The following is a 17,965-nucleotide window of genomic DNA, read 5'->3' on the forward strand; positions in this document are numbered from 1 at the left end:
CGCAGTGTGGCCTTGGACACATGATGCACCACCGGTTTGTCGATATCTTCCCAGGCATGTTCCAGCATCAAATTATAGATGCGGCGATCGTTCAGCGTCAGCGGTGTCACTTCAACCAAATCAACCAATTCGCCGGGCTTGATCAAAGACTCGGCATTTGGCTTTGCATCCAGACTACTATAAGGTTTTTTTGCGTCGTCCACCATATCGCCTGCTTACACTCAACTCTTACCTTTATTTTTTTTCGTTGTAAGAGAAAACACTCTTTCGGTCAATCACGCGCCAGAAATTTACCCGCTCGCACCCAAAAAGTAATTTTTAAGACCACCCCACAAAACATAAAATCAACCAAAGGCTCTGGTAAACGAATCAAAACAAAGGATAAATTAGGCTCTAATTAGGCCCCATCCAATGCGTAAGCTTTCATCACCCAATCTGTAAGACTAAGCATCCCAATGTGTAAGTTTTACCACCCATAAAGTAAGCTTAGTTCAGGATTATTTTTCTTTATCAAATAGTTACAAGCGACGAACAATTGAACTAAAAGAATCTGAACTGGCAATATAGCCTGTCACCACATAAATTTTGCAACAAATCCGCCAATCCTCAGAATGATTCGACGAATCAAGCCAAATCTTTCTTGCTAAGACAACAAACTTTTGAAAAAAAGAATTTAACAACGCAAGTTTTGCTTTTTTAGCTATTTGCTTAGAAAAATCAAAAGTAGAGAGGCTTCATGGCTGATCCTATCCTTCCCCCAGTGACATTAGATGACCTCAACGTTTTATCAAACCGGGCGACGTCTGTCATTGACCGGCTCAGAGATCAGGTTTTTGCGCCAGGCACCCAAAAAACCCTAGATGTGCGGTTCAATGTCAGAACAGCCGCTCAAATGGTTGGTCGGTCTGAAACTCTTATTCGCGATGCAGAGAATGAGGGGCGTTTGCCTGCTCCGGAAAAAGACGCAAAAACCGGCCGTCGCAAAGGCTACGGCCTGCATGAAATCAACAACATGCGGCAGCTCTTTGGCACCCTGCCCCATCGGTCCGAGGACGATGAAGCACTTGTTCTCGCGATTCAGAATTTCAAAGGCGGCGTTGGAAAATCGACCCTCGTCACGCATCTTTCGCAATATTTGGCGCTGCAAGGTTACCGGGTTTGCGTTATCGATTGTGACAGCCAGGCCTCGACCACATCCATTCTGGGCCTGAATCCCGATATCGACATCGATGAAGACGAAGAAACACTTTATCCGTTCTTTCGTCACGGCGGACCACAGGAATTGCGCTATGCTTTGCGGGCCACTTATTGGCCAGGAATTGCGATGATCGCGGCGAATTTGGGTCTGTATGATGCCGAATATGAACTGGCAGGACGCATGGCCAGAGAATCCGGCTTTGTCCTGGATCGGCTCCGGGATGGCATCAACACAATCCGCGATCACTTTGATGTCATTTTGCTGGATCCCCCCCCGGCGCTTGGTATGATTTCGCTGTCCGTCCTGCGCGCGGCGGACGCGATATTAGTGCCTACCCCACCCAATAACGTCGATTTTGGCTCGACTGTGCATTTCTTGAAAATGATGACCAGCACCTTGGCAGAGCTAGAGAAAGTGGGCGGCACCCATAGTTATAAGTTTGTTAAGATTCTCGCCACAAAGATGAACGATGGGAAATCCGCCCATGTGGCGATCAAGCGTATGATGGATGCGGTGTTTGCCGGTGATATGCTGCAATCTGTTCTTAAAGATTCCGCTGAAATCGACAATGCCACCGCCAATTTATTGACGGTTTATGAGATGACCAATGCAAGCACGCGCACCGAGACCCACAAGCGTTGTAGGGCTTATTTGGATGCCATTGGCAAAGAGGTCGAAATTCTGATGCGCAAAACATGGCCAAGTCAACGCGAAGCCCTAAGCCGGGAGGGGTTATTATGACCAAGAAACACGATGCAATTTTTGATGCGGTTCTAAGCGGGATTGGATCAGAAGATCGTAGCCCCAAGAAAGAACGCGGCGCAGGCCGGTTTCTGAAACGCGGCAATGCCATCGGTGACAAACTGGGTGGCGAAGTTGACGAAAAAACCTTGCATTGGGTGGACCCCGCGCGCTGCCAGATGTGGGAACGTCATAACCGCGATTACGATCTGTTGACGCCGGAAAACTGTGCCGATTTGATCGAGGGCATACAGCAACAAGGCCGGCAGGAATTTCCGGCAATTGTCCGGCGGGTTGAAGACAATCCGGATGCAGATTTTGAAGTGATCTGTGGCGCACGTCGTCATTTCGCAATCTCTTGGTTGCAGGCCAATAATTACCCGCAATACAAGTATCTGGTCGAGGTGCGGGATCTCTCGGATGAAGAGGCCTTTCGCCTGGCAGATATCGAGAACCGGGACCGCGCGGATATCTCTGATTATGAGCGCGCGCGCGATTATGCGAGTGCTGTTAAACTGTATTATGGCGGCAAGCAAAAATCGATGGCGCAGCGGTTACAGGTTTCCGAGGCCTGGTTGTCGCGCTATCTGTATTTGGCGAAATTACCGGATGAAATTGTCAAAGCTTATCCCAATTCCAATGATATCAAAGAGCTGCATGCGCGGACGTTAAAGCCGCTATTAGCGCAGCCAAAGGCCCGGCAGCAGTTGATCGAAAAAGCGGAATGGCTGGCGTCGATGCGGGCCGCTGGCGCGACCACGGATGGCTTGCCATGGAATGACGCCGCTAAAGTGATAGAGGCGCTAAAGCGCGCGGGGCAGGGCACGCTTACCAAACGCAAGCCGCGCCCATCGGTACAACATGTCTATAGCGCCAAAGGCACCGGGTTCAGCATCACCCGGAAAGACAAAGGTCGTCAGATTATCCTAGAGATCGACAAGTCCGCCCCAGCGTCAGACTTGCGTAAACTGCTAGAAAAGTTCCTATTGGACCGTGCTGAGGACTTGTAAGGAAATTGCCAATTGGCAATTTCTTGAATAACTCAATAAAAACAAATAGTTATTCATAAATCCAATGTGGGATTCTGAAGCTTTTGACCTGAAATTCAGAGCAAGAAAGAATATATCCCCGTCAATAAGAGCGCTTTGAGGGGGCTGTAAGCTTAGCGGCCCTTCCAAATTGGATCGCGCTTTTCTGCAAAGGCTTTGGCGCCTTCAAGCTGATCTTCGCTGCTGTATAAAACGTCTACCGTTGGCAATTGGCGTTTGGTGACACGGTTCATGGCGTCTTGGAATTTGCTGTCCTCTGCGTTGCGCACAACTTCTTTGATTGCTGCGTAAACCAGTGGTGGTCCCGAAGCCAAAAGCCGGGCAAGCTCCCAAGCGCGATCCATCAGTTGATCCGCCGTGACGATGTCATTTATCAAGCCCCAGCGTTGAGCTTCTTGGGCATCAAACCAGCGGCCCGTCAGCAGCAATTCCATGGCAATATGATAAGGGATGCGTTTTGGCAGCTTTATGCTGGCAGCATCCGCGACGGTGCCCGAGCGGATTTCTGGCAGCGCAAAGGTTGCGTGGTCTGCGGCCAGAATCATGTCGGCAGACAGCGCCAATTCCAACCCGCCACCGCAAGCGATGCCATTGATGGCGGCGATGACCGGCTTGTTTAGATCTCGCAGTTCCTGCAAACCACCAAAGCCACCCACACCATAATCGCCGTCAACCGCGTCGCCTTCGGCTGCGGCTTTCAGATCCCAACCAGGGCAGAAAAACTTGTCTCCGGCCGCAGATAAAATCGCGACCCGCAGGCTGGGGTCATCGCGAAATGCGGCAAAGGCTTTGCCCATTTCACAGCTGGTGGCCAGATCAATGGCATTGGCTTTAGGGCGATCGAGAATGAGTTCAAATATCGCGCCTTCGCGTCGTGTTCTAAAAGCAGACATATCCTAGCCTTTCCTGATAAGCGCATCGACTGCAACAACCCGATCTTGGGTGCAGAGGAGCGGATTAATTTCAACTTCTTCCAAGACATCTGCCTGATCAATTACATAGGTTTGCAGGGTGTCTATAGCGGCAAACAGAGCGTCCAGATTGATGCCTTGTTTGCCACGATAACCGTGCAGTAAGGGCGCGCATCTAAGCGCATTCAGCGCTGCCTTGATGTCATCGCGGTTTGCGGGCAATAAAAATGACGCGGTGTCTTGTAACAATTCGGTTTGGATGCCACCGGCCGCAAGCGTCATGACAAATCCATGTGCCGGGTCTCGCACAACACCAACCAAGAGTTCTGCAACTGTGCCAAGGGTCATTTCCTCTATTAAGACTTCGTCTGTTGCAATGTCTGCGGCCACAGCTATTGCGTCTTTGGCAGAGATCCCTAAACGCACGGCCCCATGCTCTGACTTATGGGCCAAACCCATGCCTTTTATTGCAAAGGGCGGGCGCAAAGTTTTGACTGCCTGCGCAACCTCAGTGGTGCTCGAGGTGATTTGGTGACGTGGCACCGGCAGACCAAAGGCCGCCAGTTCCGTTTTGGACTGTGCTTCGGTCAAGGTTTCAGCGGTCCGCGCGTTTTGCGGCAGGCAAAGGGGCAGGGCAGAGGGAGGTCTGATATGGGCAGCAGCTTCGATGGCAGCGAGCGCTTCGTCCAGACCGTGAAACGGCACAACTCCACCGGAAATAAGGTCGCTTGAAACAGCCTCTGGCAGCAGCTCGGGCAGGGTGGCGACAATCGCAAACGGGGCCTCGGTTTGGGCACGGACTTTTTGGGCCGCGCGCGTGGCGCAGCCCCAATCGGTTGGATCTGTTGTTGGATAGTCAACAATGGAAAGCGTCAAGGCGATATCGCTGCCAGTCATGCCCGCCCATGCCTGGGTCATTGCCGCTTCGTCGCGCCAAATATAGGTGTGATAGTCCAGCGGGTTGCTTAGTGAGACAAGCGGGCCAAGCGCTGCTCGCAGGTTGGTTTTTTGCCCAGACGAAAGGCTGGGAAACGCCACATTGCGGCCGAGTGCCATATCCGCAATCAGGCTGGCCTCGCCGCCAGAGCAACTGATGGAGGCGATATTTCCAGACGCAAGCGGGCCGTTGACGTGCAAAAGTTTGAGGGTTTCCAGAAAGGCTGGCAAGGATTTCAATCGAGGTATGCCAAGACGATCCAAAAGCGCCTGCGCCCCAACATCGCTGCCCGCCAAAGAAGCGGTGTGGGACACGGTGGCTTGTTGCGCTTGATCTGAAGCCCCCACTTTGAGAGCAACCAAGGGAATGCGTTTTTCATAAGCACGCTGTGCAAGGGTTTCCCATTCTCGGAGGTCGCCAAAACCTTCGACGTGCAGACCAATGGCCGTGACGCGCGGGTCGTTCAACAGCGCTAGGGCTGCTTGCGCCTGCGTGGTCTGGGCCATGTTGCCGCAAGTGATGGTATAGGCGATAGGCAGGCCACGCTTTTGCATCGTCAGATTGATGGCAATATTAGAGCTTTGGGTGATGATCGCGACCCCGCGGTCTACGGGGGTACAGCCGTGCTGATCCGGCCACAACAATGCCCCATCCAATGCATTGATAAAGCCATAGCAATTGGGACCCAAAATCGGCATGTCGCCAACGGCCATAACCAGATCTGATTGCAATCCGACTGCGGTGCCGTCTTCGGCGGAGGCTTCGGAAAAGCCGCTAGCGAAACACACAGCGCCCCCGGTTCCAATTTTTGAAAGCTGGGCGACAACATCAAGGGTAAGATGCCGGTTCACCCCTACAAAGGCCGCATCTGGGCCTGAGGGGAGGTCACCTGGTGAGGCAAAGGCGGGCAGGCCGCAGATGTCAGTGCGATTGGGATTTACCGGCCAAATCTGACCTGCGAAATGCATGGCCTGTGATTGCCGAATAACTTGCTCGCACCAAGCACCCCCGCCAATCACTGCGATGGTTTTTGGATTGAAGAGGCGGTCTAGGTCGCGTGTCATAGAAGGATCCAAGTTTCTAAATTGGCCCCGGACGGCGAATGAAACGGTGCTGAGAGAGCAGACAAAACCGTTTCTTTCGCCGCCAAAGCAAGATCTTAGGCCCCAAGTGGACGCAGAAGATCTCTGGAAATGATGTGGCGCTGAATTTCAGATGTGCCGTCCCAAATGCGCTCGACGCGGGCATCGCGCCAAAAGCGCTCTATTGGGAAATCATCCATCAACCCCATGCCGCCAAAGATTTGTAAGGTGGTGTCGGTGACCCGCCCCAGCATTTCAGAGGCATAAAGTTTGGCGGATGCGATTTCGCGATTGGACGGCAGTTTTTGGTCAAGCCGCCATGCCGCCGCCAAAGTCATCCAATCAGCGGCGTCGATTTCGGTAATCATATCAGCAAGCTGAAAGCTAATACCCTGAAATTTACCGATGCTTTGTCCGAATTGTTTTCGATCAACTGAATAGTTAAGCGCATAGTCAAAGCAACGACGCGCCCGGCCAACGCTAAAGGCGGCTACGGTCAAGCGGGTGGCATAAAGCCAATCGTTCATCACGGCAAATCCGCCATCGACTTGGCCCAAAACCTGCGTGTCTGGCAAGCGGCAATTGTCAAAATACAGAACGTAGTTTTTATAGCCTTTATGGGAAACGGAATTATATCCGTCACGCACTTCAAACCCCGGGGTGTCACGATCTACGAGAAAGGTTGTGATGCGTTTTTTGGGGCCGCGTGGGGTTTCGTCTACGCCGGTGGCAATGAACACAATAAAGAAATCAGCGTGTTCAGCCCCGGAGATGAAATGTTTGGATCCGTTGACCACCCAGTCGCCACCATCGCGCAGCGCCTGGCATTTCATGCCGCGCACATCTGATCCCGCATCAGGTTCAGTCATCGCCAAGGCGTCCATTTTCTCGCCCCGAACGGCGGGCAATAGATAGCGGTCTTTTTGCTCTGGGTTACAGGCCATAAGAATGTTCTGGGGGCGACCAAAGAAATGCGTCAGGGCCATAGAGCCGCGCCCAAGTTCGCGTTCAACCAGGGTGAAATCCATATGGCTTAGACCCGCGCCGCCGACGTCCTCTGGGAAATTGCAGGCGTAAAACCCAAGGTCGATGCATTTTTGTTTGATCTTTTCGCCAAGTGCATGCGGCACTTGCCCGGCGCGCTCGACTTCGGCTTCGTGTGGATAAATTTCATTTTCGACGAAGCTGCGCACCGTCGAGACAATCATCTCTTGTTCTTCGCTGAGGCCAAAATGCATGGGGCGACTCCTTTTTGCTGTCGCCAGTAAAACCGTGGTTGCAATTGAATACTGTGCAGTATTTGGTGTTCTTCATGCAGAAAGCGAAAGAATCGCCGAATCCAACCCAGCAAATCGATCTTTTGTTGTTTGATGATTTTTCAAACCACTGTTTAGCAAACATCGTGGAGCCGCTGCGCGCAGCCAACAGTCTGTCGCGGACCCATCTGTATGCCTGGCGGTTTTTGACGTTGGACGGCCAAAGCGTGCAGAGCTCTAGCGGGTTGCAGATTGCGCCGCACGATGCGCTGAGTGCTGGTTCTGGGGATCTGTTGATCGTGATGCCGTCTTATGGGGTTCGGGCCTTAGATGGGCGCGACACGGTGATGCAAATTCGCCTAGCGGCCCAACGGTACGGCACCATTGCGGGCTTTGACACGGGCAGCTGGCTTTTGGCACGGGCGGGTTTGCTGGAGGGCTATCAAGCGACGATCCATTGGGACGAGTTGGCCAGCTTTGAAGAGACCTTTCCAAATTGTGAGGCCCTGCGTGAACGTTATGTGATCGATGGCGCGCGCATCACCTGCACTGGGGCGATGGCCGCATTTGACGTTGTCATGCATTTGATTGGCCGAGATCACGGGGCTTTGCTGACGGTTGATGTTGCGCGGTTGTTCATGACAAACGAGGCCGCACGCTCGTATTCACTGGCGCGCAAATCAAGCGGGCGGATGGTGGATCGGGCCTTGCATCTGATGCAGGAAAACCTGGAACAAACACTTTCGATTTCAGAGCTGGCGCGCAAAGTTGGGGCAAGTCAACGCGCTTTGGAATTGCGGATGCGCGACGAATTGCAGGAGACGCCTATGGCCGTGTATCGACGCTTGCGGCTGACCTATGCGCGCAAATTGGTGACGGAAACAGATCAATCTGTGACCGAGATTTCAAATCGCTGTGGGTATGAAAATGCAAGTGCCATGACACGGGCGTTCAAGGCGCTGTTTGGACAGACGCCGCGGGCCCTGCGTCAAATTCGGTAAGATCGATGCATTCAGGGCAGAAATTGCGCCAGCCCCGCAGGGCTGGCGCGCGTGTTATGCTTTAAGCTCTTGCGTGATGCGGGTTCCATCTGGGGCAAAAGTATTGCTCGAGATTGGTGTCGCTGAGGAATCTTCGCTCAAAGATTTCAGCAGCCCCCAGATCATCAATATCAAAACAAAGGATATCGGGAAGGCGGCAGCAATAGAGGCTGTCTGCAAAGCTCCCAATCCTCCGGCAAGCAGCAAAGACGCAGCGACAACGCCCTGACCCAAACCCCAGATGATACGGAATTTCTTGGGCGGATTTTCATCCCCCATGGACAGCATAGTTGTGATTACCAAAGTCCCGGAATCCGAAGATGTGATGAACCATGAGAACAACAGGAATGTTGTCAGCAAGGACAAAGGCCAGCTGATCCATTCAACACCGCTTGTTGATCCGATGTTGTCGATGGTGCTAAACAATGCGCTTGGCAAGTTCCAATCACGCACAATCTGAATGATCCCTGCACCGCCATCGACTGCCGGGCCGCCGGCCATGTGAAGCTCTTGCCAGATTGCATTTCCGCCGAACATACATAGCCAGAAGAACGTAATGGTTGTTGGCACAAACATAACGCCGATCATGAATTCACGGATTGTACGACCACGAGAAATCCGTGCGATAAAGACACCGACAAATGGTGACCATGAAATCCACCAACCCCAATAGAAGATTGTCCAGCCACCTTGCCAAGCGATCTCTTCGCTTTCGGTCGCCGTCCAGAAGCCCATGGGAACGAAGTTCCAGAGGTAGTCACCAATGCTGGTTACAAAGAAGCCCATCAGCCATTGGAATGGCCCTAGGACGACAAATGCAGTGAGCAGGATGATGGAAAGCCAGATGTTCCATTCTGACAGGATACGAATGCCTTTGCCAACGCCAGAAACCGCAGAGGCAGTGGCGATCACTGAAACAACGGCGATCAAGATCAGTTTGGTATTTAGCCCTGAATCTATGCCAAAGAGATGGTTTAGACCGGCGGCCATTTGACTGACGCCCAAGCCAAGCGATGTTGCGACACCAAATACAGTGCCAAACACAGCAAGCAAGTCTACGGCGTGACCCCAGGGACCATAAATCCGATCGCCAAGCAGTGGGTAAAGCGCTGAACGTAGCGTCAGCGGCAGTTTCTTGCGGAAGCCAAAATAGGCAAGGCTAAGGCCAACAAGAACGTAGAATGCCCAACCATGAAAACCCCAGTGAAAGAACGTTACGCGCATCGCGTCGATCGCGCGCTGCATGTTCATTTCGGTGTGGCCCTGCTGATCGGCATGCGGATTGTTCGGGTAACCCCATACTTCGGTGTTATCGAAGTAGAAAATTGGCTCGGCAACGCCAAAGAAGAGAATACCAATTCCGATGCCGGCTGAGAAGAGCATCGCAAACCAGCTGAAGTTGCTGAATTCGGGGCGCGAGTCATCATCGCCCAAGCGAATTTTTCCGTGGCGGGAGAACATCAGCCAAAGGCAGACGAACAAACCGACCGAAAATAAAGTGATGTAGTAAAAGCTTAGGCCATTTTCGATCCAGCTACGGATGGATTTATACAGTCCACCGGCAAATTCGACGTTCATGACGGTGAAGATCACAAAGGCAGCAATCATGCCCTTTGCGGCGATACTCATGCCGGGATGAAGCCCGGTAAAGAAGCCTTGTTTTGCAACAAGGTCTGAATTGGGTGTGTGTTCAGACATGCACTGTCTCCCTGTTTGGTTTTATTGTGTTTTGTTGGTTCCCGCGTTTTGAAGGTGGATCAGTCAATGCTGGCTGATCCGCCGGATGTGCCCACCGTCTGGGGGAAAGAATCTGGAAGGCAGGTTGTTAATTGCCGCTGGCTACATTTCTTTTGGTGCGGTTGGGCGCGGGCAAATTCATGTGCGCCCGCGCGTAGTTGGCCAGATTGTCAGCAACATGTGCTGCAGGGAGCGATGTTTTGCGCGCCTTAAGATCCATGTGGATCAACAGTGTTTCGACGGTTGCAGCGGCGGTGCCGTCGGCTTTGGTGAGGGTGTGGAACAGTTGCATTTTCTTGCCGTCGCCCTTGAGAACGTGGGTGGTAACGTGAATTGCGTCGCCGGCATGTAGTTCGGCCAGAAATTGCATGTGGTTTTCCACGGTGAAGTAGCTTTGACCGGCGGTCACATAGGCGGCGTCCGCACCGATTATCTCCATAAAGCGGTCGGTGGCCTGGGCTGAGACTTCGAGATAATGGGCCTCGTTCATATGGCCGTTATAGTCAGTCCAGCTTTGCGGAATCACCCGGTTGACCGTGATGGGCAGATCGACAGAGGCGATTTCGGGCAGGGTGGCTTCGTGGGTGTTCAGCACGCCACCAGCGCCACTGCCTGACAGTTTGAGCGCGCGCATCATGCCCACTAGATTGTCGTCGCGCAGGCGCTCAAGCGCGCGGATCGACATGTGACCGGATTGGGCGTCGGACTGATCCGCAATCATATTCACCAGGTCTTCTGTGAAGTCCGGCACGTCCATGAGTTTGGTCCAGGGCCATTGTAGAGCCGGGCCAAATTGGGTCATGAAATGTTTCATGCCTGCTTCGCCGCCGGCGATGCGGTAGGTTTCAAACAGGCCCATTTGCGCCCAACGCAGGCCAAAACCCATGCGCACAGCTTCGTCCAATTCTTCTGTTGAACAGATGCCATCTTTGATCAGCCACAGGCCCTCGCGCCAGACAGCCTCCAGCAGTCGATCTGCGATATGGGCGTCGATTTCTTTGCGCACGGTCAGCGGGTACATTCCGATTGAGCGCAGCAGATCAGCGGCGGTTGCGCAAATCTCGCTGTCTCCGACCAGTTCCACCAAAGGCAGCAAATAGACCGGATTGAAAGGATGCGCGACGATGATGCGACCTGTGCCTTGGTTTAGCTCTGATGGTTTAAACCCAGAGGTGGACGAGCCGATGACCGCGGCCTTTGGGGCAAATTCCTGTATCTGCGCATGGATTTTATGCTTGAGCTCTAGACGTTCAGGAATGCTTTCTTGCACCCAATGGGTGTTGTTTAGAGCCTGTTTTAGGTCACTGTGAAAACAAAGCGTGCCTTCGGTGGGCAGCAATTTGTCATAGAGAGCGGGCAGGGCGCGTCGGGCGTTGGTCAGAACTTCGGTGATCTTACGCTCTGCCTCAGGATCCGGGTCAAAGACATTGACGTTCCAGCCGTTCAGAAGAAAGCGGGCCACCCAGCCGCCGCCAATGACGCCGCCGCCGATGATTGTTGCGGTTTTAGCTGTGTTGTTCATGCGGCCACCCGCGCGCGTTTGGTCAGGCCAAGTTTGCTGCGCACCTCTGCGGGGCCAATGACCTTTGCGCCCATGCCTTCGATGACACCAACAGCGCGTTCAACCAGTTGCGCATTGGTGGCAAGAACACCTTTGCCAAGCCAGAGATTGTCTTCCAAACCAACACGCACATTGCCGCCGGCCAGCACTGATTGCGCCGCATAAGGCATTTGATCGCGGCCAAGGCTAAAGGCGGACCATGTCCAGTCAGAGGGCACATTGTTGACCATGGCCATAAAAGTATTGAGGTCATTTGGAGCGCCCCAGGGCACGCCCATGCAAAGCTGAACCAAGGCGGGTGACGTTAGAATTCCCTCTTTCACAAGTTGGGTCGCAAACCAAAGATGGCCAGTGTCAAAGGCTTCGATTTCTGGTTTTACCCCAAGGTCAGTCATCATTTGCCCCATGGCGCGCAACATGCCCGGGGTGTTTGTCATCACATAGTCTGCTTCGGCGAAATTCATTGTGCCGCAATCCAGTGTGCAGATTTCTGGCAGGCATTCGGCAATATGGGCCAAGCGTTCGGTGGCACCGATCATGTCGGTGGCGGATGCATTGACGGGGAAGGGGGCCTCTGCAGAGCCAAACACAATGTCGCCGCCCATACCTGCGGTCAGGTTCAAAACAACATCGACCTCGGCGTCGCGCACCCGGTCGGTCAACTCCCGATACAGGGCCAAATCACGGCTTGGGGTCCCGGTTTCAGGGTCGCGCACATGGCAATGCACCACAGCGGCGCCAGCCTTGGCAGCATCAATCGCCGACTCTGCGATTTGCTTGGGCGAACGAGGCACATGTGGGCTGCGATCTTGTGTGCTGCCAGATCCGGTAACAGCGCAGGTGATAAAAACATCTCGGTTCATAGTCAGAGGCATAAAGTTGATCCCCGTAGGTCGTGAAATTTGGGGTGTCTTGCGCACCCGAGATACCGTTTGCCATTGCCTTGGCCGTTGCTTTCTTGCCTGTGCAAAACAGCGCAGAGGTTTTTGAGACAGCTACTGTCGAAAACTGGCAGCACATTTCTAAGTGACAAACGCGTGGGGCGGTGACGTCCCATGGCAAGAAGCTAGGCAACATAATACCTTGCGCTACACTCATTTCTCGCCATATTTGTTACAAATGTCGTCAAATATGCCTGCCAAATTTGAGTTTTTGCTGTTTGATGGATTTTCAAACATGGTGCTCGCGAGCGCCCTGGAGCCTTTGCGCGATGTGCAGCTGCGCTCGTTAGGGGCGCAGCTGAGTTGGCGCATCACCACGTTGACTGGTGCAGAGGTCACTAGCTCGAGCGGGTTGCGCATCAGGCCAGATGGCACATTTAATCCGGGCCAAACCGATGCAACCTTGGTGCTTGTTGCCGGCTATCATATGCGCGATCAGATCAGCAAACAGCTGACCAGCACCTTGCGATTGGCTGCGCGAAATGCCCCTTTGATCATTGCGGTTGATACCGCGTCTTGGCTGTTGGCAGAGGCAGGGGTCTTGGATGGGCATAGCGCGACAATTCACTGGCAGGAAATCGACGCCTTTCAAGAGGCGTTTTCAAATGTATCTGTTTCCACAGCGCGGTTTGTGCGTTCGGGGCGTTATCTGAGCTGCGGCGGCGCCAGCGCGGTTCTGGACATGCTTTTGGATCTGATCAAACGCCAGTTTGGCCCGGCAGCGGCCTTTGATGCCTTTAGTATGTTTGTCTATGATCCAACGCGGCAAAACCAATTGGGTCGCGGGGCGCAAAAATTGCGCGAAACCGGGTCTCCAAAGCTGCTTGCGGCCATAGATGTAATGGCCGAGAATATAGAAACCCCCCTGACGACATTTGAGCTGGCCAAACGGGTGTCACTGGCAGAGCGCACCCTTTGTCGGTTGTTTCTGCGCGAGCTGGGCATGTCTCCCGGCAAGTATTTCAGAATGTTTCGGCTGCAAAAAGCCCGCTACCTTGTGGAAGAGACCCAACTGAGCCAGGAGCAAATCGCCCTGCGCTGTGGGTTCTCTTCGGGGGCTTCTCTGGCGCGGTCCTTTCGGTCTGAAATGGGTGTCGCAATGCGCGACATCCGGACCAGGCAGCAGTGACGCAATTTGGTTTGGTCAACGGCGGCTCCTCCGCGATGACTAGGAATGTGCCTGCGCAGATCAGGCGATGGCCCTTTGATGCCATGCCATGATCTCCTATTAGATAGCCCATTGGTTTCTAATAGGAGTCGCACTTGGAAGTAGCGCGCACCCTAATACGAGAACAGTTCGCATAAGATGTATTATGTTTCTTTTGCGAAGCGGTGTGATTGCTGCCCCGGTGCAAGTGCAGTTTGCACTGTGTTCTAAGGCTCTGCCCGTGCAGCTGCGAGTGCTTGGCTCAAGACATTCATGTCGCCCACATGATTGGCCAAGAGCAGGATCAATCGCGAATTCAGCGCCTGACTCTCATCCTCTGACAGGCCCGCATGGGCGTTGATCAGATCTTCATAGAATTGATCTGCATCCGCAATGTTGGCTTTGGTGTTCAATTCACCCATGACTTATTCCTTTCCGCAAGCTGTTTTCAGGGCCTGGGCAACGCTGTCTGCGTCAAAAGCAGGCCAGCGTGCGGCAACATGTTGGTCCGGACGGATCAGATAAACCGCGCTCTCTTCGGTGCCCAGATAGCGCGCGCGCAGCAATTCGTGCGCCGCGTTGGACAGGTCCAAGGAGACCCCCTTTATCGCGATACCATCAACTTCCTGCATGTCGGGCACATCTTGGTTCAGACCCAACAGAACAAATTGGTCGCCCAAATGGTCCAGCAGAAAGCCAGAGCCGACCGGCGCATCTGGGCAGGGGCTGCCAACGCGGGTTCTGTCTGGGCCGGCCAAGTCATCGGCAGCGTTCAAAGACAGGCCATCATAGGTACAGGGCATCGACAGTCGGCCCGAATTCACCAGTGGTCTTGCAAATTCATAATCGCTGGAGAGGTCAAGGATGGCGTTGCGGAATTGATAGCTGACCTTGGATTTTGGCGAAATGAAATCCGTAGAGCGCGTGGAGTTGCGGATGTTTTCCTCGGCGCCGTACACGCGTTCTTCCGAATAGCTGTCGATCAGGGTTTCTGGCGCGGTTCCGTTGACCACCATGCCAAGTTTCCAACCGAGGTTGTCCACGTCCTGCATGCCGGAGTTGGCCCCCCTTGCCCCAAAGGGAGAGACCTGATGCGCGCTGTCACCGGCAAAGATCACCCGACCGTGGCGGAAGCTCTCCATGCGTTTGCATTGGAAGGTATAGATCGAAGACCAGACCATGTCATATTCGACATCATCGCCTAACATCGCATCCAAACGTTTGCGTATGTTCGCTTCTTTCATTTCCTCCTTGCGGTCCGCGTCCCAGCCGATTTGAAAATCGATACGCCAGACATCATCGGGCTGTTTGTGCAGCAATGCTGACGCGCCTGATTTGAAATGCGGTTCAAACCAGAACCAGCGTTCTGTTGGATATTCGGCCTTCATGCGAATGTCGGCGATCAGGAAACTATCCTGGAACACCCGGCCATCAAATTCTAGGCCCATCATGCTGCGCAGAGGCGAACTGGCCCCGTCACAGCCAATCAACCAATCGGCCTCTAGCTGATATTCACCTTCTGGGGTTAAGACCGTCAGACCGACATGATCGTCCAGCGGGTCCACAGATTCGACGCGGTTTTTGCCGCGAATTTCGATGGGCGCGCCTTTTGCGATTTCGGCTTGGATCTGTTCAAACAGAAACCGTTCGAAATAGGGCTGTTGCAGGTTAATAAACGCCGGGTTCTTGTGGCCTTCCTCGGGCAAGAGGTTGAACTCAAAAACCTGGCGATCATCGTGAAAGACTTTGCCGATGTTCCAGACAACGCCTTTGTCGACCATCGCGTCGCCACAGCCAAAGCGATCTGCGATTTCAAGCGTGCGTTTGGCAAAACAAATCGCCCGGCTGCCCATGCCGATGCCTTCGTGGTCATCCAGCACAACCACCGGCACGCCCTGACGGCCAAGGTCTAGAGCAATGCCCAGCCCGATGGGACCACCTCCCATAACGACAACGGGGTGGCGAACGGGGATCGATTGATCTTGGTCAGCTGACCGTTCATAGGGGTACAGCTTGAACGCAAGCGGATAGCGATCCTGAAACATGGCAAATCCTCCCTTGTCAGTTACGATTAGTTTTGCAGAGCATTCCACATGTCTTTGTCGCGCGCGGCGGTCCAAACACGCGGGGTATCGATGCCACGGGCTTCGTCATAGGCGCGTGCCACATTGAACGGCAGGCAATGTTCGTAGATCGCATAGTCTTTGAACTTGTCGTCACATGAGGCGCGCACTGCGTCCCAGGCTTCTTTTAAGCTGCCGCCGCGCGCGACCACACGTGCCACGGGTTTGTAGGTCGAGGACACAAAGTCTTCGGTTGCGGCCAAAGCCTTGGCCACCATCTCTTCGCCCACCAGCGCATCGCCGCGACCGGGTGCTATAGATTTGGGTTCAAAGGCTGCGATATTGGCCAATGTGTCTGCCCAATCGCCAAAGTGGCCATCGCCACAATAGCAGGCCGAGTGGTATTCCACGATGTCACCGGTGAACATCACCTCTTGGTCCGGCACCCAGACGACCGCATCCCCGGCTGTATGCGCACGGCCCAGATGCATGATGTCCACGCGGCGATTGCCAAGATAAACCGTCATTGCATCGCTGAATGTGGTTGTCGGATAGGTCAGACCGGGAATTTCTTCGTGGCCCTGAAACAGGCGCGGGAAACGGTCAAATTCAGAGTCCCAATCTTCCTGGCCTCGTTCAGCCACCATGGACCGGGCGGTGTCAGACATAATGATTTCACGTGCGCCATAGGCCGAGGCCCCCAAAACCCGCACCGCATGATAATGCGTCAGCACCACATGGCTGATCGGTTTGTCGGTGACAGAGCGGACACATTCGATGACCTTGCGGGCCAACCGCGGGGTGGCTTGGGCTTCGACAATCATCACGCTGTCGTCGCCGATGATCACACCGGTATTTGGATCGCCTTCAGCGGTGAAGGCATAAAGCCCCTCGCCAACTTTGGTGAAGCTGATTTTTTTATCTTCCATATCGCCAGCAGAGGCAAAGGCCTTAGACATAACTCTCTCCTTCTTGGACTGCGCGTTCCAAGTTACATGTGATTCAGGTTGTTGCCCCGGTTAACGCCCGGGGCGGGCTTTGGTTATTTTGCCCAGTCAGGCACTGCGGGCGCGGGCAGGATTGTACCCTTGCAAGCGCCAAAGCCGACGCGATACCCGTCTCCTTTGGCTGCACCGCGCAACGTCAGCGTATCGCCATCTTCGAGAAACGAGCGGGTTTCGCCGGTTGCAAGTGTCATGGGTTCTTTGCCCCCCCAACTGAGTTCCAGCATCGATCCGCGATTTTCTTTTTGTGGTCCTGAAATTGTGCCAGACCCCAACAAATCTCCGACCCGCATGGTGCAGCCAGATGTGGTGTGGTGGCACAATTGTTGCGCTGCCGAATAATACATCTCGTTGTAGTTGGTGCGTGCGATAACGCTTTCGTTCTGACCTTCGGGGGACAGGCCAACTTCGAGATCGATATTATAAAGCATCGGCCCTGGTTCGCTGAGGTATGCCAGCTGTGGGCGCTCGCGCTCTGGTGTCGCGGTACGAAAAGGCTCAAGCGCCGCTTTTGTCACGATCCATGGGCTGATCGAAGTTGCAGTGGCTTTCGCCTGAAACGGGCCTAGAGGTTGATATTCCCACGCTTGGATGTCGCGTGCAGACCAGTCGTTCAGCAACACATAGCCAAAGATCATGTCGTCTGCTTGCTGCACCGAAACCATGCCCTCAGAGGGCTGCCCAACAATCGCCCCCATTTCCAGTTCGAGGTCAAACCGGGCACAGGGCGCAAAGCGTGGATGTTCGTCGTTCGGGCCTTTGAGCTGGCCATTGGGGCGCACCACATCTGTGCCAGACACCACAACCGAAGAGGCGCGGCCATTGTAGCCAATTGGAATTGAAAGCCAATTTGGCGGCAATGCATTTGCCGGGTCGCGGAACATCGATCCTACGTTGATTGCGTGGTTTTTGCCGGCATAAAAGTCGGTATATTCCGCAACGGTGATTGGCATATGCAGGGTTGCATCCGCCTGTGCCACCAAATGCGCGGCCAATGCGGCTTGTTGGTCCGCGCCTTCGGTCAACGCGGCCTGCAGATCAGCGCGCAGCGTCTTCCAAACGTCGGGCCCTGCGGCCATCACGTCATTCCAGACACCGTTTTGCAGCAACGGACCGCCGTCCAGCTGCAATAGGCCCGCGGTTTCCAACGCCGTCACATCCAGAATTTGGTCGCCGATAGCAACACCGCAACGGGCGGTGCCATCGGTAGAGAACACGCCATATGGCAGATTGTTCAAAGGGAAGTCGGTCTCGGAGGTGTTCGCGCTCTGGACCCAGCTTTTGAGCAGTGTCATCTC

General features: G+C 53.9%; 14 protein-coding genes and 1 pseudogene. 4 read left to right on the forward strand and 11 right to left on the reverse strand.

Annotated features, from left to right (window positions below):
- Window positions 1-206, reverse strand: a pseudogene (locus ABXG94_RS17465) (replication initiation protein); the annotation flags it as partial.
- A 530-nt stretch (window positions 207-736) separates the two neighbouring features.
- Here ABXG94_RS17465 and ABXG94_RS17470 point away from each other — a divergent pair.
- Together ABXG94_RS17470 and ABXG94_RS17475 are read left to right on the forward strand one after the other, a co-directional pair.
- Window positions 737-1,939 carry an AAA family ATPase gene (locus ABXG94_RS17470; protein ID WP_353536275.1) on the forward strand — a complete coding sequence of 401 codons (1,203 nt, stop codon included), beginning with the start codon at window positions 737-739 and terminating at the stop codon, window positions 1,937-1,939.
- On the forward strand, window positions 1,936-2,949 hold the full coding sequence (locus ABXG94_RS17475) for a ParB/RepB/Spo0J family partition protein (RefSeq protein WP_353536276.1): 1,014 nt from the start codon (window positions 1,936-1,938) through the stop codon (window positions 2,947-2,949). The genes ABXG94_RS17470 and ABXG94_RS17475 overlap by 4 nt, the downstream gene beginning before the upstream one ends.
- Window positions 2,950-3,101: 152 nt before the next feature.
- Here the strand turns inward: ABXG94_RS17475 and ABXG94_RS17480 are convergent, their stop codons facing one another.
- The 3 genes from ABXG94_RS17480 to ABXG94_RS17490 all read right to left on the reverse strand — a co-directional run bounded on the left by ABXG94_RS17480 (window position 3,102) and on the right by ABXG94_RS17490 (window position 7,156).
- A complete protein-coding gene (locus ABXG94_RS17480; protein ID WP_353536277.1) occupies window positions 3,102-3,881 on the reverse strand; it encodes a carnitinyl-CoA dehydratase in 780 nt (259 codons plus the stop codon).
- Between the two features lie 3 nt (window positions 3,882-3,884).
- Window positions 3,885-5,900 (reverse strand): acetate--CoA ligase family protein, encoded by a 2,016-nt coding sequence (locus tag ABXG94_RS17485; RefSeq protein ID WP_353536278.1) that lies wholly within the window; start codon window positions 5,898-5,900, stop codon window positions 3,885-3,887.
- Between the two features lie 95 nt (window positions 5,901-5,995).
- Window positions 5,996-7,156 carry an acyl-CoA dehydrogenase family protein gene (locus ABXG94_RS17490; protein ID WP_353536279.1) on the reverse strand — a complete coding sequence of 387 codons (1,161 nt, stop codon included), beginning with the start codon at window positions 7,154-7,156 and terminating at the stop codon, window positions 5,996-5,998.
- 74 nt (window positions 7,157-7,230) lie between these two features.
- Here ABXG94_RS17490 and ABXG94_RS17495 point away from each other — a divergent pair, with 74 nt between their 5' ends.
- Window positions 7,231-8,175 carry a GlxA family transcriptional regulator gene (locus ABXG94_RS17495; RefSeq protein ID WP_353536280.1) on the forward strand — a complete coding sequence of 315 codons (945 nt, stop codon included), beginning with the start codon at window positions 7,231-7,233 and terminating at the stop codon, window positions 8,173-8,175.
- A gap of 54 nt (window positions 8,176-8,229) precedes the next feature.
- Here ABXG94_RS17495 and ABXG94_RS17500 read toward each other — a convergent pair whose 3' ends face one another.
- The 3 genes from ABXG94_RS17500 to bcoG all read right to left on the reverse strand — a co-directional run bounded on the left by ABXG94_RS17500 (window position 8,230) and on the right by bcoG (window position 12,387).
- Window positions 8,230-9,912, reverse strand: coding sequence for a BCCT family transporter (locus tag ABXG94_RS17500; protein ID WP_353536281.1), 1,683 nt, complete (start codon window positions 9,910-9,912; stop codon window positions 8,230-8,232).
- Window positions 9,913-10,039: 127 nt separating this feature from the next.
- Entirely contained in the window at window positions 10,040-11,473 is a 1,434-nt protein-coding gene (locus ABXG94_RS17505; protein ID WP_353536282.1) for a carnitine 3-dehydrogenase, read from the reverse strand.
- Window positions 11,470-12,387: a 3-dehydrocarnitine:acetyl-CoA trimethylamine transferase BcoG gene (gene bcoG / locus ABXG94_RS17510; RefSeq protein WP_353536283.1), complete on the reverse strand. Its 918-nt coding sequence runs from the start codon at window positions 12,385-12,387 to the stop codon at window positions 11,470-11,472. The genes ABXG94_RS17505 and bcoG overlap by 4 nt, the downstream gene beginning before the upstream one ends.
- A gap of 256 nt (window positions 12,388-12,643) precedes the next feature.
- Between bcoG and ABXG94_RS17515 the strand changes: the two genes are divergently transcribed.
- On the forward strand, window positions 12,644-13,582 hold the full coding sequence (locus ABXG94_RS17515) for a GlxA family transcriptional regulator (RefSeq protein WP_353536284.1): 939 nt from the start codon (window positions 12,644-12,646) through the stop codon (window positions 13,580-13,582).
- 245 nt (window positions 13,583-13,827) lie between these two features.
- Here ABXG94_RS17515 and ABXG94_RS17520 read toward each other — a convergent pair whose 3' ends face one another.
- The 4 genes from ABXG94_RS17520 to fahA all read right to left on the reverse strand — a co-directional run bounded on the left by ABXG94_RS17520 (window position 13,828) and on the right by fahA (window position 17,962).
- Window positions 13,828-14,022 carry a DUF2783 domain-containing protein gene (locus tag ABXG94_RS17520; protein WP_353536285.1) on the reverse strand — a complete coding sequence of 65 codons (195 nt, stop codon included), beginning with the start codon at window positions 14,020-14,022 and terminating at the stop codon, window positions 13,828-13,830.
- Window positions 14,023-14,025: 3 nt separating this feature from the next.
- Window positions 14,026-15,645 (reverse strand): FAD-dependent oxidoreductase, encoded by a 1,620-nt coding sequence (locus ABXG94_RS17525; protein ID WP_353536286.1) that lies wholly within the window; start codon window positions 15,643-15,645, stop codon window positions 14,026-14,028.
- Window positions 15,646-15,671: 26 nt separating this feature from the next.
- The gene (locus ABXG94_RS17530) at window positions 15,672-16,622 is read right to left on the reverse strand and encodes an MBL fold metallo-hydrolase (RefSeq protein WP_353536287.1); all 951 of its coding nucleotides are present in this window, start codon (window positions 16,620-16,622) and stop codon (window positions 15,672-15,674) included.
- 83 nt (window positions 16,623-16,705) lie between these two features.
- Window positions 16,706-17,962 (reverse strand): fumarylacetoacetase, encoded by a 1,257-nt coding sequence (gene fahA / locus ABXG94_RS17535; RefSeq protein ID WP_353536288.1) that lies wholly within the window; start codon window positions 17,960-17,962, stop codon window positions 16,706-16,708.
- Between the last annotated feature and the right edge of the window lie 3 nt (window positions 17,963-17,965).

Source organism: Cognatishimia sp. WU-CL00825, from assembly GCF_040364665.1.
Lineage (GTDB): Bacteria > Pseudomonadota > Alphaproteobacteria > Rhodobacterales > Rhodobacteraceae > Cognatishimia.

Coding starts and splice junctions, on each gene's coding strand:
- ABXG94_RS17470 (WP_353536275.1), top strand. CDS start 737: ATGGCTGATCCTATCCTTCCCCCAGTGACATTAGATGACCTCAACGTT.
- ABXG94_RS17475 (WP_353536276.1), top strand. CDS start 1,936: ATGACCAAGAAACACGATGCAATTTTTGATGCGGTTCTAAGCGGGATT.
- ABXG94_RS17480 (WP_353536277.1), bottom strand. CDS start 3,881: ATGTCTGCTTTTAGAACACGACGCGAAGGCGCGATATTTGAACTCATT.
- ABXG94_RS17485 (WP_353536278.1), bottom strand. CDS start 5,900: ATGACACGCGACCTAGACCGCCTCTTCAATCCAAAAACCATCGCAGTG.
- ABXG94_RS17490 (WP_353536279.1), bottom strand. CDS start 7,156: ATGCATTTTGGCCTCAGCGAAGAACAAGAGATGATTGTCTCGACGGTG.
- ABXG94_RS17495 (WP_353536280.1), top strand. CDS start 7,231: ATGCAGAAAGCGAAAGAATCGCCGAATCCAACCCAGCAAATCGATCTT.
- ABXG94_RS17500 (WP_353536281.1), bottom strand. CDS start 9,912: ATGTCTGAACACACACCCAATTCAGACCTTGTTGCAAAACAAGGCTTC.
- ABXG94_RS17505 (WP_353536282.1), bottom strand. CDS start 11,473: ATGAACAACACAGCTAAAACCGCAACAATCATCGGCGGCGGCGTCATT.
- bcoG (WP_353536283.1), bottom strand. CDS start 12,387: ATGCCTCTGACTATGAACCGAGATGTTTTTATCACCTGCGCTGTTACC.
- ABXG94_RS17515 (WP_353536284.1), top strand. CDS start 12,644: ATGCCTGCCAAATTTGAGTTTTTGCTGTTTGATGGATTTTCAAACATG.
- ABXG94_RS17520 (WP_353536285.1), bottom strand. CDS start 14,022: ATGGGTGAATTGAACACCAAAGCCAACATTGCGGATGCAGATCAATTC.
- ABXG94_RS17525 (WP_353536286.1), bottom strand. CDS start 15,645: ATGTTTCAGGATCGCTATCCGCTTGCGTTCAAGCTGTACCCCTATGAA.
- ABXG94_RS17530 (WP_353536287.1), bottom strand. CDS start 16,622: ATGTCTAAGGCCTTTGCCTCTGCTGGCGATATGGAAGATAAAAAAATC.
- fahA (WP_353536288.1), bottom strand. CDS start 17,962: ATGACACTGCTCAAAAGCTGGGTCCAGAGCGCGAACACCTCCGAGACC.